General features: G+C 64.9%; 10 protein-coding genes and 1 riboswitch. Of the genes, 3 read left to right on the plus strand and 7 right to left on the minus strand.

From position 1 onward, the window contains the following. Positions 1–20: 20 nt before the first annotated feature. Entirely contained in the window at positions 21–2114 is a 2094-nt protein-coding gene (pta, locus tag IC234_RS17995) for a phosphate acetyltransferase (RefSeq protein ID WP_190927353.1), read from the minus strand. Between the two features lie 337 nt (positions 2115–2451). Between pta and serA the strand changes: the two genes are divergently transcribed. Beyond that, positions 2452–4353 (plus strand): phosphoglycerate dehydrogenase, encoded by a 1902-nt coding sequence (serA, locus tag IC234_RS18000; protein WP_190927354.1) that lies wholly within the window; start codon positions 2452–2454, stop codon positions 4351–4353. Positions 4354–4436: 83 nt separating this feature from the next. Here the strand turns inward: serA and IC234_RS18005 are convergent, their stop codons facing one another. Continuing rightward, positions 4437–6272 carry a T9SS type A sorting domain-containing protein gene (locus IC234_RS18005; RefSeq protein ID WP_190927355.1) on the minus strand — a complete coding sequence of 612 codons (1836 nt, stop codon included), beginning with the start codon at positions 6270–6272 and terminating at the stop codon, positions 4437–4439. A 403-nt stretch (positions 6273–6675) separates the two neighbouring features. On the opposite strand from IC234_RS18005, the gene IC234_RS18010 reads away from it, so the two are divergent. Continuing rightward, positions 6676–7914 (plus strand): YHYH protein, encoded by a 1239-nt coding sequence (locus IC234_RS18010; protein ID WP_190927356.1) that lies wholly within the window; start codon positions 6676–6678, stop codon positions 7912–7914. Between the two features lie 62 nt (positions 7915–7976). On the opposite strand, the gene IC234_RS18015 is transcribed toward IC234_RS18010, so the two are convergent. The 5 genes from IC234_RS18015 to IC234_RS18035 form a co-directional block, all read right to left on the minus strand. After that, positions 7977–8552: a hypothetical protein gene (locus IC234_RS18015; protein WP_190927357.1), complete on the minus strand. Its 576-nt coding sequence runs from the start codon at positions 8550–8552 to the stop codon at positions 7977–7979. A 53-nt stretch (positions 8553–8605) separates the two neighbouring features. Next, the gene (locus tag IC234_RS18020; RefSeq protein WP_190927358.1) at positions 8606–10042 is read right to left on the minus strand and encodes a D-alanyl-D-alanine carboxypeptidase; all 1437 of its coding nucleotides are present in this window, start codon (positions 10040–10042) and stop codon (positions 8606–8608) included. Positions 10043–10187: 145 nt separating this feature from the next. Further along, the gene (locus IC234_RS18025; protein ID WP_190927359.1) at positions 10188–11390 is read right to left on the minus strand and encodes a trans-sulfuration enzyme family protein; all 1203 of its coding nucleotides are present in this window, start codon (positions 11388–11390) and stop codon (positions 10188–10190) included. A gap of 142 nt (positions 11391–11532) precedes the next feature. After that, positions 11533–11647: riboswitch (SAM riboswitch) on the minus strand. Between the two features lie 99 nt (positions 11648–11746). Next, positions 11747–13357: a Na+/H+ antiporter gene (locus tag IC234_RS18030; protein WP_190927360.1), complete on the minus strand. Its 1611-nt coding sequence runs from the start codon at positions 13355–13357 to the stop codon at positions 11747–11749. A 127-nt stretch (positions 13358–13484) separates the two neighbouring features. After that, on the minus strand, positions 13485–13658 hold the full coding sequence (locus IC234_RS18035) for a hypothetical protein (protein WP_190927361.1): 174 nt from the start codon (positions 13656–13658) through the stop codon (positions 13485–13487). Between the two features lie 159 nt (positions 13659–13817). Between IC234_RS18035 and IC234_RS18040 the strand changes: the two genes are divergently transcribed. Then, a complete protein-coding gene (locus IC234_RS18040; protein ID WP_190927362.1) occupies positions 13818–15464 on the plus strand; it encodes a CTP synthase in 1647 nt (548 codons plus the stop codon). The last annotated feature ends 180 nt before the right edge of the window (positions 15465–15644 follow it).

A 15644-nucleotide genomic window follows, 5' to 3' on the forward strand; every position in this document is an offset into this window, starting at 1 on the left:
GCGGACTCGCAGCGTCCACGCTACTGCTGCTGGCTTTGAATGGCGGTGATGACCACCGTATTAAACACGTCATCCACCGTGCAGCCGCGGCTGAGGTCGTTCACCGGCTTGTTCAGCCCCTGCAGCACGGGGCCGATGGCCAGGGCACCGGTTTCGCGCTGCACGGCTTTGTAGGTGTTGTTGCCGGTGTTCAGGTCCGGGAAGATGAGCACGCTGGCCTGGCCGGCCAATTCCGAGTCGGGCAGCTTCTGGCGGCCCACCAGGGGGTCCACGGCGGCGTCGTACTGGATGGGGCCTTCCACTTTCAGGTCGGGGCGCTTCTGGCGCACCAGCTCGGTGGCCTGGCGCACCTTGTCCACGTCGGCGCCGGCGCCGGAGGTGCCCGACGAATACGAGAGCATGGCCACGCGCGGCTCGATGCCGAAGGCCCGGCTGCTTTCGGCCGAGGAAATGGCAATTTCGGCCAGCTGCTCGGCGGTGGGGTTGGGGTTCACGGCGCAGTCGCCGAACACGGCCACGCGGTCGGGCAGGCACATGAAAAACACCGACGACACCACCGAAACGCCCGGCTTGGTTTTGATGAACTGCAGCGCCGGCCGGATGGTGTGCTGCGTGGTGTGCACCGCCCCCGACACCATGCCGTCGGCGTGCCCTTTGTACACCATCATCGAGCCGAAATAGGACACGTCGCGCAGCAGGTCGCGGGCCATGTCGTGGTTCACGCCCTTGTCTTTGCGCAGCTCATAAAACGTCTCCACGTAGTCGGCGTAGTGCTCGTAGTGTACCGGGTCGATGATGCGCAGATGGCCGGCGGGCAGACTCAGGCCCAGGCGTTTGGCCGAGGCCGCCACTTCGGCCGGGTCGCCGAGAATGGTGAGGTCCACAATGTCCTGGTGCAGCAGCTGGGCGGCGGCCCGCAGAATGCGGTCGTCGTTGCCTTCGGGCAGCACAATGTGGCGGCGCGAGCGTTTGGCCCACTGCAGCAGCCGGTACTGGAACATGTGCGGCGTAATGCCCTCGGATTGGAAGCTGACCAGCTTTTCTTCCAGGGCCCGCACATCCACGTGCCGCCCGAAGGTGCCGATGGCCAGTTGCACCTTCTTGGGGTTGTCGGGCGAGATGCGCGAGCGGATGCCCGCCACGCGGGTGGTGGTTTCGAAGGTGCCCGTGGGCACGGCCAGAATGGGCACCACGTTGGGCAGGCCTTCCAGCAGGCGCATGATGGGCGGGTCGGGCTCTGAGCCGGCCGTGAGCACGATGCCGGCCACGCGCGGGTAGCTGGCCGACTGGTTGGCCTGCAGCGCGGCCACGATGATGTCGCCCCGGTCGCCGGGCGTCACTATCAGCACGTTGTCTTTGAGGTAGTTCAGAAACTGCGGCACCTGCATGGCCCCGATGACGTAGTTGTCGACCTGGCTGCCCAGGCCTCCCTCGCCAAACAGCAGCTTGCCGCCCAGCCCGGACTGGATTTCGCGCATGGTGGGGTGCAGCAGGTTAGGCTCTTCGGGAATGACGGCCAGCAGCACCTCGGCCGGCAGCTGGGCGCGGAGCAGCGCCTGCACGTCGTCGGCCTGGGCGGGGGCCACGCGGTTGGCCACCACCAGCAGCACCGGCACCTCGCGCCCCTCAAAGCTGCGCAGCAGCGTCAGCGCCGCGCTCACCAGCTGGGCCGTGCTTTTGCCCTCGCCCGATACCAGCAGCACCACCGGCACGCCCAGGTTCTTGGCAATGGACACGTTGGCGTCGAACTCAATGGCGGTGCCCGGCCCCAGGAAGTCGCTGCCCTCCACCACCGTAAAATCGCACGTGTCTTCCCAGTGCTTGAATTTGCGGATGACGGCGTCAATCAGCTCGCCTTGGGCGTCGGCTTCCAGCAGCCGCAACGCTTCCTGGCGCGTGAATGCGTAGGTATCGGCGTAGGGCAGCCCCAGCTTGAAGTACTGGTCAATGGTGTCAATGTGCGGGTCGAGCCCCTGGCCGGGGTCGTAGTCGATGATGGGCTTGAAGTAGCCCACTTGGCGGGCTTTGCCCAGCAGCATGTTCACCAAACCCAGGGCCACCAGCGACTTGCCGCTGTTGGGCTCGGCGGCGGCAATAAAAACAGCTTTCGTCATAGCACAAGGTAACGCGCCAATAGGGCCCGGTGTTGGCGCAGCCTCCTACAGCGCACCGTCGGACGGCCTGCGCTGGGAAAAAGCCGCAAGCTGGCTGCGCCCGCAATTGCTGCCCAGGCAATGAAACAACAAAGCCCCGGCCAGAAGGCCAAGGCTTTGGAGCAATCGGCAGCGCCGAAGCGCCGGCCGACGAGCTTGCAAGGTATGCATACCAAATTACGAACAGCAGAGCAGCGAGGTTCCCGAAGCGGCGCTGGCAGCCACGGCAGCACTGGTTTCACAAAAACTTCGCCGGCGAATGGGGGCGCAAGCTATTGCCGCGCCCATCTTTGCGGACATGTCCGCCCCCGCCGCCCCCCTGCCCTATCTCGTTTTCGATTTCGACAGCACCTTTACCCAGGTCGAAGGCCTGGACGAGCTGGCCGACATCGCCCTGCAAGGCCACCCCGACCAGGCCAACGTCGTCGGCCAGATTAAGGCCCTCACCGACCAGGGCATGGCCGGCGAAATCGGCTTCCAGGAGTCGCTGAGCAAGCGACTGGCCCTGCTGGGCGCCAACGAGCGCCACCTGACGCCGCTCATCGCCCGCCTCAAAACCAAAGTGAGCGAGAGCATTCAGCGCAACGCCGCTTTCTTCCGGCAGTTCGCCGACCGGATTTACGTGGTGAGCAGCGGCTTCCGCGAGTTCATTGAACCCGTGGTGGCCGAGTTCGGCATCGCGCCCGACCACGTGCTGGCCAACACCTTCACCTTCGACGCGCAGGGCAACATCACCGGCTGCGACCCCGGCAACGTGCTGAGCCGCGATGGCGGCAAAATCCGCCAGCTGGTGCTGCTCGATTTGGACGGGCCCGTGTACGTGCTCGGCGACGGGTATACCGACTACCAAATTCGCGAAGCCGGCCTGGCGCACCGCTTCTACGCTTACACCGAGAACGTTAGCCGCCCCAGCGTGGTGGCCCAGGCCGACGAAGTGCTGCCCACCTTCGACGAGTTTTTGTACCAACTAAGACTGCCCATGACTCTTTCGTACCCCAAAAACCGCATCAAGGTGCTCCTGCTGGAAAATCCGGACGCCCGCGCCGCCGAGCTTTTCCGCCAGGAAGGCTACCAGGTGGAAGAAGTGAAAGGCGGCCTCGACGAAGACGAGCTCATTGCGCGCATCGAGGGCGTGAGCCTGCTCGGCATTCGCTCCAAGACCCAGGTAACCCAGCGCGTGCTGGATGCCGCCAACCGCCTCATCGGCATCGGCGCCTTCTGCATCGGCACCAACCAGATTGACCTGGTGGGGGCCATGAAAAAGGGCGTGGCCGTGTTCAACGCACCGTTTTCGAACACCCGCTCGGTGGTGGAGCTGGCCCTGGGCGAAATCATCGTGCTGGCCCGCCGCATTCCGGAAAAAAACCCCAAGATGCACGCCGGCGAATGGGACAAGTCGGCCAACGGCTCGTTTGAGATTCGCGGCAAGACGCTGGGCATCGTGGGCTACGGCAACATCGGCTCGCAGCTGAGCGTGGTGGCCGAGGCCGTGGGCATGAAGGTGGTGTACTTCGACGTGGCCGAAAAGCTGCAGCTCGGCAACGCCGTGAAGTGCCGCACCCTGGACGAGCTGCTGGCCCAGGCCGACGTGGTGACGCTGCACATCGACGGCCGCCAGGAAAACACCAACTACATCGGCGCCCGGGAATTTGCGCTGATGAAACAGGGCGCCCTGTTCCTCAACAACGCCCGCGGCCACGTGGTAGACGTGCCGGCCCTGGCCGACGCCCTGCGCAGCGGCCACCTCGGCGGCGCGGCCGTCGACGTGTTCCCCTACGAGCCCAAAACCAACCACGAAACCTTCGAGAACGAGCTGCGCGGCCTGCCCAACGTGCTGCTCACGCCGCACATCGGCGGCAGCACGGCCGAGGCCCAGCGCAACATCGCCGAGTTTGTGCCCGAGCGCATCATGCAGTACATCAACACCGGCAACACCCAGCAGTCGGTCAATTTCCCCAACATTCAGCTGCCCACGCAGCAGGCCCACCGCCTCATCCACATCCACGCCAACGTGCCCGGCGTGCTGGCCAACATCAACAACGTGCTGGCCCAGCACCACGTCAACATCCTGGGCCAGTACCTCAAAACCAACGAGCACATCGGCTACGTGATAACGGACATTGACCGGCAGTACGACCAGGAGGTGATTCAGGCCCTGCGCGCGGTGGAGCACACCATCAAGTTCCGGGTGCTGTACTAAGCAGTCAACCTCCCTTCAGCAGAAAGGCCCGGCTTCCATGCAACTGGAAGCCGGGCCTTTCTGCTGAAGGGATAACCCGCGTTTTATTGCCGCGTCACTTTTCGGGTGATGATGCCCGTGGCGGTGGTGAGGCGCAGCACGTAGACGCCCGCGGCCAGTTCGGGCAGGGCAGCCAGGGCCTGCGGGGCGGCGCCAAGGTCGAGTTTGGCGGCGTATACCGGGCGGCCGGCCAGCGTGGTCAGCGACACGGCCACGGCCTGGGGCTCGGCGCTGCCGGGCAGGGCCACGCTCAGGGCCTGGGTAAAGGGGTTGGGGTAAGCCTCGGCGGTGGCCGGGGCGCTGGCCACCGAGCGGCGGAGCACCACCACCGGCGAATACGCCACGGTGCCGTCCAGGTCTACCTGCCGCAGGCGGTAGTAGCGCACGGCGGCAGCCGCGGCCGAAGCGTCGAAGTACTCGTAGGCGCGGGGCGAAACGCTGCGGCCGGCGGCGGGCAGCTCGGCCACCGTGGCGAAGGTTTTGCCATCGGCCGAGGCTTCTACCACGAACACCTTGCTGTTGACTTCCTGCGCCGTGGCCCAGTTGAGGCGGTTGCCGGTGGCCAGGGCAGCGCCTTCGAAGGCAGTGAGCTGCACGGGCAGCGGCGCCACGAGCGAGGGCGTGGTGGCCGACTGCGCTTGCTCGTAGCGGAAAATGGTGCCGTTGCCGTTGCCGAGGAACAAATCGAGCAGGCCGTCGCCGTCTAGGTCCGTCACGGCGGGGGCCGCGTAGCCGCCCACGTTGCTGGGGTTGGTGCCGGTGGCGCCCAGGTTGATGAGGCCGGCCGAGGTGCCGTCGGTGCTCAGGTTGGTGCCCGCGTTGAAGGTCACCGCATTCAGGCCCGATTGGGTGTAGAGCATCACGGTGCCGGCCTTGGTGCCCACCAGCATGTCGAGGTAGCCGTCGCCGTTGTAATCGGTGAGCAGGGGCTTGTCCACGTCGCCGGCGTCGATGACCGTGCCGTTGGCGAGCTTCAGCTGGCCCCAGGCCGTGAAGCCGGCGGTGGTGCTGGCGTTGGGCGTGGCCTGCTCGTAGCGGCGCAGGGTGCCGTCGTTGCTGCCCACCAAAATGTCGAGCAAGCCGTTGTTGTCGAGGTCGGCCACGGTGGGCCGGGCGTAGGAGCCGCCGTTGGGCGCCCCGCTGGTGGCCGCGCCGAAGGGGTTGGCGAAGAGCGTGGTTTTGGTGAACTGCAGGGCGCCGGCGCCGCTGGTGGCCAGCTGCTCGTAGCGCAGCACGTTGCCGGTGTCTTCGCCCACCAGCAGCTCCAGCAGGCCGTTGCCGTCGAGGTCGGCCACGGTGGGTTTGGCATAGAGGCCCACGTCGAGGGTGGTGCCGTCGGCGTTTTTGAGGAGCACGCCGGTGCCCAAGGTGAGCGAGTTGGCCGAGGCCTGCTCGTAGAGCATGACGGTGCCGTCGCCCTGGCCCACCAGCAGCTCCACGAGGCCGTCGTTGTCGAGGTCGCCGGCCGTGGGCGTGGAGTAGTTGCCGCTGGCCGTGGTGCCGGTGAAGGCCGTGCTCTGCTGCCCGTAGCTCACCGACGACGACTTGCGGGTGATGCCCAGCTTGGCGCTCAGCACCGTGCCCGTGCTGGTGGTGAGGCGCATGCGGCCCGTGGCGGCGGCCGGCGGCACAATCACCGACACCGAAGTGGCCGTGGGCGTGCCCACCACGCGCATTTTCTGGCCATTCAGCTGCACCGACGTCGTGGTGCCGAGGTTGAGCCCGGTGATGACGACCGTGGAGCCGGCCGCGGCCGTGGTGGGGGCAAACGAAACGATGGTTTGGGCCGACACCAGGGCGGGCGTCAGCAGGCCAAGGCTGGCCAACAGGGTGCGGCGCAGGGATGGCAGGAAAGCGGAGGAGAAGGTGAAAGCGAACATGTCTTGGGTTGAAAAAGGCGGTTGAATAGGCGGCCAGGGCTGTTTCGGGTTGGCGTTGCAAAATTGTTAGGCGTGCCGACTATCTTTTTTTGCGCATCGTTTAACCTCGGCCATTCCTCGCCCAACCCGGCTCAATTCCCAGCGAAAGCGCGCGGGCGCCGGGTGACGTTTTTCGCCCGCCTGTCCTCTCCACGGCCCGTCCGAACATGTCTGAAAAATCCGTCCGTGTCTCACCCCAGTTAAAACCGGCAGCTCATCGGGCAGAAAAGCTAGTTCGCAGACTATATAGCCGCTTCGGCATTGGCCGGCGCTACATTTAGGCTCCTGCAACCAATAAGCCTTCCGGCGTTAACCCCCCGCCGAGCCGGGCCGTCAAGCCGGCCTCACCCCGCAAACGATTTCTATGCAACGACACCGCTACTCCTTTCTTCTTGTGCTGCTGTGGCTGTTCCCGGCCCTTGGCCACGCCCAAATCACCCCCATCGTCAGCTCTTGGGTGGTGAACACCACGGGCGCCACCGGCTTTGGTGGCATTCTGAGCAACGTGCAGCGGGTGCAGTACTCTGCCGGCAACGTGTACATCACCTGCACGGGCGTGCCGAGCTACACCATCGGCCCCTGGCCCATGAACCCCAACTCGGCCACCAACCAGAACTTCGTGTTCAAAATCACGCGCACGCCCCAGCCCAACACCGGTACGCCCACGGCCACGCCCCTGGGCCACACCGGCATCTGGAGCAACGGCGTGAGCATTTTCAACGCCAAGGACGCCATGAGCTACAACAACGCGGGCGTGTGGAACCAGAACGCCATCGTGGTGGAAGGGCCCAGCTTCGACTCCTGCCTGGGCCACCCGGCCGGCAACGGCGAGTACCACCACCACCTCAATCCGCGCTGCCTCTACAACGACCGCGACAGCAGCCGCCACTCCCCCATCATCGGCTTCGCTTTTGATGGCTACCCCATCTACGGCGCCTACGGCTACGCCAATGCCAACGGCACGGGCGCCATCCGGAGCATGCGCACCTCTTTCCGCACGCGCAACATCACGGCCCGCACCACCCTGCCCGACGGCTCTGCCGCGCCCTCGGCCGGCCCGGCCATCAACGCGGCCAAGCCGCTGGGCTACTACATCGAAGACTTTGAGTACGTGGCCGGGCGCGGCGACCTCGACAGCCACAACGGCCGCTTTTGCATCACGCCGGAATACCCGCAGGGCACTTATGCCTACTTCGTCACCATCAACAGCCAGTACGCCGGCGCCTACCCCTACACGCCCGGCCCTACTTACTACGGCGTGATTCCGGCCGGCGCCACGGGCCCGCAGTCGGGCCACGCCGTGGTGAACGAGCCCGTGACCACCTACGTGGTGACGGCTGCTTTCTTGGCCGCCGGCGTGCAAATCACGACCTACCCCAACCCGGTCAGCGACGTGCTTACGGTGGCGCCCGAGGGCGGCGTGGCCAACGACCTCACGGCCCGCCTCTACAACACCCTGGGCCAGCCCGTGACGCCTATTCAAGAGCTGCACCCTTCGGTGCGAGCCGAGTTTGATGTGTCGGGACTCGCGGCCGGGGTTTACTACCTGAAGGTGAGCGGGCCGGATGTTACAGCCACTCAGCGAATAATGGTGACGCGCTAACCCGCGCCGGGGCACTTTTTCCGGGTCGGGCATCACGCCTCCCGAAGGTTTATGTCCGGCGGTCAGCGCAGCGTGATGAGGGGCGTACGCGCCGTGTAGATTTCGCCGTTGGTGAGGCGGTAGCGCAACGCAAACTGCTGCGGACCGGCTTGGCTGGGGGCCTGACGCAGGCGCAGTTGCTGCGGATAGTCCGGGCGCGTGCCGGGCACGGGCACCAGCGGCAAGGGCTTGCCATCGTCGCCAGCTAACAAGTCGTTGACGACGGTTCCGGCGGGGTGGGCGGCGTCGTAGGCATACACGCAACGCACCACCAGCGAATCGAGGACTTCGGTGGTGCCCCGGTAGCCGGGCATGGGTGCGGGCGGGCAGGCGTAAGCAGCCGGCAGCCAGGCGGCCGCTTGCCGCTGGCTGTAGTAGCGCTTCTGCAACTGGATGGCGAGGCTGATTTCGGCCGCGGCCACCGACTGCCCCGCCGCAACGGCCTCTCCGCGCTGGAGGACGGCGAAGGTCAGGCCATCCACGTCGAAATAGGCCAGCGACGTATCAACGCTGCATTTGTACTTATCAGCACAGCCTTCCAGGGCGGCGCCGGTCGGCCCGAGGGCCAACACCAACAGGGTTCCGACAAGTTTTTTCACGTTCGTGTGTTTTTGCCCAGGTTTCACCCCCAAGTTACCGCGACGGGCCGGCTTTACAGCCGGTCGCGCACCTGGCGCAACACCCGCTCTACTTCGTTGCGCATGTCGCCGCTGTCGGCCACGTGGTTGTTGTTCATGAAGCTGAAGGCCACTAGCCGGCCGCTTTTGGTGCGCAGGTAGCCGCACACGTTCAAATTGTTGCTCAGCGTGCCGGTTTTGCCCCACACCCAGGGGCCAGCGGCGTCGTGGTAGCGCTTGCGGAGGGTGCCCTGCCCCCCGCCGGCCGCCAGCAGGCTCAGCAAGCGCCGCTCGGGCACCTCCTGGTGCAGCCGGAGCAGCAGCGCCGTGAGGGAGCGCGGCGTGATGAGGTTGAGCCGCGAAAGCCCCGAGCCATCCACCCACACCACGGGGTCGGGCAGGCTGCTGAGGAAGTTTTTGCGGGCGTAGCGAATCACGCGGCCGGTGCTGAGCGAGTCGTGGTTGCCGATTTTGGTGCTGCACATCAGCAGCAGCTGCTCGGCCAGAAAGTTGTCGCTCACGCGCAGCATGCGGCGGTAAAGGGAGTCGACGCGCAGCCCGTGCAAGGTGCGAATAGAATCCTGGCCCGGGCGCGGGCGCCAGGCGGCGTTGGCGGTGGCCCGGCGCAGGGTGTCGCCCAGCAGCCGCAGCATCAGCCCGCGGCTGGTGATGAAGGGCGTTTCATCGACCCACTTTTTGGTGGAAGGCAGCACGTAGAAGCGGTTTTCACGGGGGTCGCGCAGCACGTGGGTGTCCTTGTCGAGGCCCGGCGTGAGCAGGTCGGAAGTGGCCGGGCCCACCAGCGGCGCAAAGTAGCGCGGCAGCACCCGCACGCGCGACATGGCCGGGGCCACGGCCCGGGTGGCGGCCGTGGCGCCGGCCCGCGGCCTGGCGGGCGCGGGCGCGGCGGCGTAGAAGCGCACGGTGTGCCCGTAGATGGGAAATGCCCCGCGCTCGGGTTGGAAATAGTAGCCATAGTCGTCCCAAGTCCAACTGGGGCCGAAGGGCGTCACGCATTTAATGTCGCAGTAGGCCAGCACTTTCTCGGGGCGGTTCAGCAAAAAGCTGTAGGCGCGGCGGCTGGGCACGTCGCCGTGCAGCAGCGTGGGGTCGCCGGTGCCCTGGAAAAACAGCGTGTCGCGGCGCGAGAAGTAGCGCAGGCTCGGCAGCGAGTCGCCGAGCAGGCGCAGCCCGGCATAGAAGCTGAACAGCTTCATGTTGCTGGCCGGGGTGAAATATTTGGCTTCCTGGTAGCCGTAGAACGGCTTCGTGCTGTCGGCGTAGGCCAGGCTCAGGCCCACCTGGTGCTGGCGCAGAATGGCCGAACTATTCAGCAACGAATCGAGCCAGGGCAATGGCCGGTCCGGCGCCGTGGCGGCGGTGGCCGGCGGGGTGGTGGTGGTTTGCGCGCAAGCCGGCAGCTGGGTGGCCCCCAGCGTCAGCAGCAACAGAAAATACAGGGAACGTAGCATCGGCCGCAACTTACGCAACAGCCGCGGCTGGGGAGGCTTTTATGCCCCAAATCATGCCTGATGCCCCAAAATCGGCCGAATAAAACGCCCCCACCGGCCAAGTGGTGCCCCTCGCGGGGCCGCCACCTGCCGCCCGCCGTTGCGGCTAGGCCAGCACGGCCTCTGCTTCGGGCACCGCCAGCGGTGCGCTGGCCGCGGCAGCGCCCAGGCCATCGAGGGCCTGCGCCAAATCCGCAATGAGGTCGTCGGCGGCCTCCAGGCCAATGGAGAGGCGCAGCAGGCTGTCGGCAAAGCCGGCGGCGCGGCGCTGCTCGGCCGGGATGGCCGTGTGCGTCATCGAGGCCGAATGGCACACCAGGCTCTTGCCGCCGCCCAGGCTCACGGCCAGCTTGAAGTAATTCAGGCTGGTGGCAAGTTGCGTGGCCGCTTCCACAGTGTCGTCTTTTAGCACCAGCGCGATGATGCCGCCAAAACCGTCGGGCTGCTGCTGCCGGGCCAAGTCGTGGTTGGGGTGCGATTCCAGCCCGGGGTAATACACAGCCTGGATTTCGGGGCGGCTTTGCAGGAAGCGGGCCACCTGCAGGGCCGCGCTGCAGTGCTGGGCAATGCGCAGATGCAGCGTTTCGAGCCCGCGAATCACCAAAAACGAATCGAACGGCCCCAGTATGGCGCCCGAGGCGTTTTGAATGAACTGGATTTGCTTGCCCAGCTCTTCGGTAGCTGCCACCACGGCGCCGGCAATCAAATCCGAATGGCCGCCCAGGTACTTGGTGGCGCTGTGCACCACCAAATCGGCGCCCAGCAGAATGGGCTGCTGCAGCACGGGCGAAGCAAAGGTGTTGTCGACGCACAGCCAGGCGCCGGCGGCGTGGGCCAGCTCGGCCAGCCCGGCAATGTCGGAGACTTTGAGCGTGGGGTTCGAGGGCGTTTCCAGCCACACCAGCTTGGTACGCTCATTGATGGCGGCCTGCACCTGGGCCAAGTCGGCGGTGTCGCAATACACGATGTCGATGCCGAAACGGCGGTACACGTGCTCAAACAGGCGGAAGGCCCCGCCGTAGATGTCGTCGATGGCCACAATCTGGTCGCCGGTCGAGAGCAGCTTCAGCACGGCATCGATGGCGGCCATGCCGCTGGCGAAGGCGTAGGCCGAATGGCCGTGCTCGAGGCCGGCCAGCAGCTGCTCCAGGGCGCTGCGGGTGGGGTTGGCGGTGCGGGAGTAGTCGTAGCCCTTGTGCACGCCCGGCGACTCTTGCACGAAGGTACAGGTCTGGTATATCGGCACCGCGAGGGCACCGGTTTGTTCGTCGACGGGAAAGGACTGAATGAGGCGGGTGGAGGCTTGCATGAGGCAATGAGCGTTTTGTGGTTGAGACGAAAACGCACCCGGGTACCTGAGCACTTTCAAGATTTCTCACCGAAAGGGCACAAAAAAAGCCCTTCCGACAAGTCAGAAGAGCACCACCGCTGCAGTCGGGGAACATCTTGTAGACTTATCTTCTCCTGAACCGGCCGAAACTGATTCAGAACAGGATTTAGCACCTGGTATTGCTACTGGTTGCTAAGGCATCGCAGGGCCTGTCCCTCCGCCTTTCTTGATAAGTGCCCCGATTAGGGAGCGTGCCGCAAAGATAGCGGCGGCCTGAAACGACGCAAGCAACGGAGTGGAAAAAATAATCAGCACGTCATGCCGGCCGCCCTCCCCTACCGCTCAATGTGCTTCACCTTGGCCTCATCCAGGTCCAGTTGGGCTTCCTGCTGGCGCAGCACTTCGTCGTCGAAGCTGTCGTGGTGGCGCAGGTGGGCCAGGGCCTCGCGCTCCACGTTCAGCACGTCGAGCAGCACGAGGTGGTACTGGCGCAGGGCGTCACGGCCGGCCTGGTCGGTTTCCAGCGCGTTGAGGGTGCGGGTGGTGAGGTTGATTTCGGTTTGCATGCGCTGCTGCAGGCGCGCAATCAGCTCGTTGGCCTCCGTTTCGGCGGCGTAGTGGCGCTGCAGGTGCTTCACGGCCGCGGTGCGCAGGTGCAGGCGCACGCCGGCTTCCTGCTCTTCGAGGGGCATGCGGTCGTCGCGCTCGGCAATCCGGGTGAAGCGGATGATGGCCGGCAGCGTGAGCCCCTGCAGCACCAGCGTGACCAAAATGACCACGAAAGTGATGAACAGAATGAGGTTGCGCTGCGGAAACGGCAGGCCGTCGTTGGTCAGCAGCGGCACCGATAGCGCCGAGGCCAGCGAAACCACCCCGCGCATGCCCGCCCAGCCCAGCACCAGCGTGCCCTGCCAGCCCGGGCTGGGCTCGGCATTGCGGATGCTTTTGCTCAAATAGCGCGGAATGAACGCCGCCGGATACATCCAGAGGAGCCGAATGACGATGACCAGCCCGCTCATCAGCAGGCCGTAGGCAATACCTTGCTGCAGAGAGTATTCGCCCAGCCCTTCTACGGCAATGGGCAGCTGCAGGCCGATGAGAATGAACACCAGCCCATTCAGCACGAAGCTCACGCTGGCCCACACGCTGTTGGCCTGCAGGCGCGTATTGGCGTCGAACACCCGGTGCGACAAGTGCGAGAGCAGCAGGCCGCCGCTGACCACCGCCAGCACGCCCGAAAAGTGGAATTCCTCGGCCAGCAAGTACATCACGTAGGGCGCCATGAAGGTGAGCACCGTGTTGATGCTGGGCGTGGTGGGCAGGTACTTATGAATCAGGAAAAACCCGCAGGCCACGCCCAGCCCCACCATCAGCCCCATGCCGCTGGTGAGCAGAAAACTGGTGGCTGCTTGCTGCCACACAAACGTGCCCGAGAGCACCGCCAGCAACGCAAACCGAAACACAATCAAGCTACTGGCGTCGTTAATCAGGCTCTCGCCCTCCAGAATGGCCGTGACGCGCCGCGGCACCTTGATGCCGCGCAGCACCGAAGTGGCCGCCACCGCATCGGGCGGCGAAATAATGCCGCCCAGCAGAAAGCCCAGCCCCAGCGTGAACCCCGGAATGACGGCCCGCGCCACGTAGGCCACAATGAGCGAGGTGAACGCCACCAGCCCAAACGCGAGCAGCCCGATGGCCCGGCGCCAACGCCAAAAGTCGTTCCAGGAGGTGGTCCAGGCCGCCTCGTAGAGCAGCGGCGGCAGGAAAATCAGGAATATTAAATCGGGCGCAATGGCCACGCGCGGCAGGCCGGGCACAAAACTCAGCGCCAGCCCGCCCAGCACCAGAAAAATGGGGTAGGAAATGCGCAGCTGCTGCGCCAGCATCACCAGCAGAAACACGACGAACAGCAGGCCGAGAACGAGGAGCAGGGTTCCGTGCAACATGGGGCCGGGTTGTATTTACCAGCCCAAAGAAACACCCGGCCGCGCCAGCCAACGAAACGGCTTGCCGAAGCGCGCTATGCTTCAGCGAGCGCGACAAGGCAGAATGGCGAAACGCCTAGGCGCCTTTCTACCGGTGCCACAGCTGGCGGCCCGCCGTGGGCCGCTTGGGCCGGTCGAAAAGCACCACGTAGAGCACGCCCAGCAACGGCGTGAGCAGCAAGGCCGTGAGCAGGCGCAAGTGCCAGTAGTGAACCGGGCTCAGACCCCAGCTCTGGACGAGGTGATTGATGAAATGTGCCATGAATAAATGTACTAATTCCCAGCGACTTTCGCAATCGTTTGCGGAAACACCCGCCTCTTTTTTGCGGGCCGTCATGGGCTAGCTGCGGCGGCATTGGTGGCCCGGCCGCGCATTTTTTCCGCCATTCCAACTTTGGGCGCCGTACTTTTGACTCCCGTCATGCCCGAACGCTCCAACCCCTCCCCCAGCGCGTCGGCAGCGAAATACATTTTCGTTACCGGCGGCGTCACTTCTTCACTCGGCAAAGGAATCATTTCCGCCTCGCTGGCCAAGCTTCTGCAGGCCCGCGGCTTCCGAGTCACCATCCAGAAGTTCGACCCTTACATCAACATCGACCCCGGTACGCTGAACCCGTACGAGCACGGCGAGTGCTACGTGACCGACGACGGCGCCGAAACCGACCTCGACCTCGGCCACTACGAGCGGTTCCTGAACACGCCCACCTCGCAGGCCAACAACGTGACTACGGGCCGCATCTACGACCACGTCATCCGGCGCGAGCGCGAAGGCGCCTTCCTCGGCAAAACGGTGCAGGTGGTGCCCCACATCACCGACGAAATCAAGCGGCGCATGCTGCTGCTGGGCCAGAACGGCCAGTTCGACGTGGTGATTACCGAAATCGGCGGCTGCATCGGCGACATCGAAAGCCTGCCCTTTGTGGAGGCCGTGCGCCAGCTGCGCTGGGAGCTGCCCGAGTACGATTCGCTGGTCATTCACCTCACGCTGCTGCCTTTCCTGAAGGCCGCCGGCGAGCTCAAAACCAAGCCCACCCAGCACTCGGTGCGCGACCTGCGCGAGGCCGGCCTGCAGCCCGACATCTTGGTGTGCCGCTCCGAGCACCCGATTCCGATGGAAATGCGGCGCAAAATCGCGCTGTTCTGCAACGTCAAAATCAACTCGGTCATCGAAAGCCTCGACGCCGACAGCATCTACTCGGTGCCGCTGCTCATGCGCAAAGAGGGCCTGGACGAGCGGGTGATTAAGCGCCTGAAGCTGACCGGTGGCGCCCAGCAGCCGGATTTGGAGGCGTGGAAGGACTTTCTGGGCAAGCTGAAAAACCCGACTGAGGAAGTGACCATCGCCCTCGTGGGCAAGTACGTGGAGCTGCCCGACGCCTACAAGTCCATCAACGAGGCCTTTGTGCACGCCGGCGCCCAAAACGAGTGCAAGGTGACGGTGCGCAGCATCCAGTCCGACCACGTGACGCCCGAAAACATTGCCGGCCTGCTGCACGGCTGCGACGGCGTGCTGGTGGCCCCCGGCTTCGGCGAGCGCGGCTTCGAGGGCAAGATTGCCGCCGTGCGCTACGTGCGGGAAAACAACATTCCCTTCTTTGGCATCTGCCTGGGCATGCAGGTGGCCGTGGTGGAATACGCCCGCCACGTGCTGGGCCTGCTCGACGCCAACTCCACCGAGATGGACGCCCTCACGCCGAACCCCGTCATTGCCATGATGGAGGAGCAGAAAAACATCACCCAGAAAGGCGGCACCATGCGCCTGGGTGCCTACGCCTGCGACCTGCGCCGCGGCTCGAAAGCGGCCAAAGCCTACGGCCGCAACCACATCAGCGAGCGGCACCGCCACCGCTACGAGTTCAACAACCAGTACCTGCCCCGCTTCGAGGAAGCCGGCCTGCAAGCCACCGGCACCAACCCCGAAACCGGCCTGGTGGAGGTGATTGAGCTGCCCAGCCACCCGTGGTTCGTGGCCGGTCAGTTCCACCCCGAGCTGAAAAGCACCGTGGAGCAGCCCCACCCGCTGTTCGTGCGCTTCGTGCGGGCCGCCATTCAGCACCGCAAGGGGTAGGCAGGTTTCAAAGCAATTGCAGACGCCTGTCGTCCTGAGCGCAGCGAAGGACCTTATCACGTCAAAACGGTTTGTGGTAATTCTTTTTACCCAAGCGCGATAAGGTTCTTCGCTGCGCTCAGGAGGACAGGCGTCTGCAATTATTTATTCCTCTTTTTCATTCTTCATTAAGCGCAGCGT

It is taken from the genome of Hymenobacter armeniacus (assembly GCF_014699055.1).
Lineage (GTDB): Bacteria > Bacteroidota > Bacteroidia > Cytophagales > Hymenobacteraceae > Hymenobacter > Hymenobacter armeniacus.

Coding starts and splice junctions, on each gene's coding strand:
- pta (WP_190927353.1), bottom strand. CDS start 2,114: ATGACGAAAGCTGTTTTTATTGCCGCCGCCGAGCCCAACAGCGGCAAG.
- serA (WP_190927354.1), top strand. CDS start 2,452: ATGTCCGCCCCCGCCGCCCCCCTGCCCTATCTCGTTTTCGATTTCGAC.
- IC234_RS18005 (WP_190927355.1), bottom strand. CDS start 6,272: ATGTTCGCTTTCACCTTCTCCTCCGCTTTCCTGCCATCCCTGCGCCGC.
- IC234_RS18010 (WP_190927356.1), top strand. CDS start 6,676: ATGCAACGACACCGCTACTCCTTTCTTCTTGTGCTGCTGTGGCTGTTC.
- IC234_RS18020 (WP_190927358.1), bottom strand. CDS start 10,042: ATGCTACGTTCCCTGTATTTTCTGTTGCTGCTGACGCTGGGGGCCACC.
- IC234_RS18025 (WP_190927359.1), bottom strand. CDS start 11,390: ATGCAAGCCTCCACCCGCCTCATTCAGTCCTTTCCCGTCGACGAACAA.
- IC234_RS18030 (WP_190927360.1), bottom strand. CDS start 13,357: ATGTTGCACGGAACCCTGCTCCTCGTTCTCGGCCTGCTGTTCGTCGTG.
- IC234_RS18035 (WP_190927361.1), bottom strand. CDS start 13,658: ATGGCACATTTCATCAATCACCTCGTCCAGAGCTGGGGTCTGAGCCCG.
- IC234_RS18040 (WP_190927362.1), top strand. CDS start 13,818: ATGCCCGAACGCTCCAACCCCTCCCCCAGCGCGTCGGCAGCGAAATAC.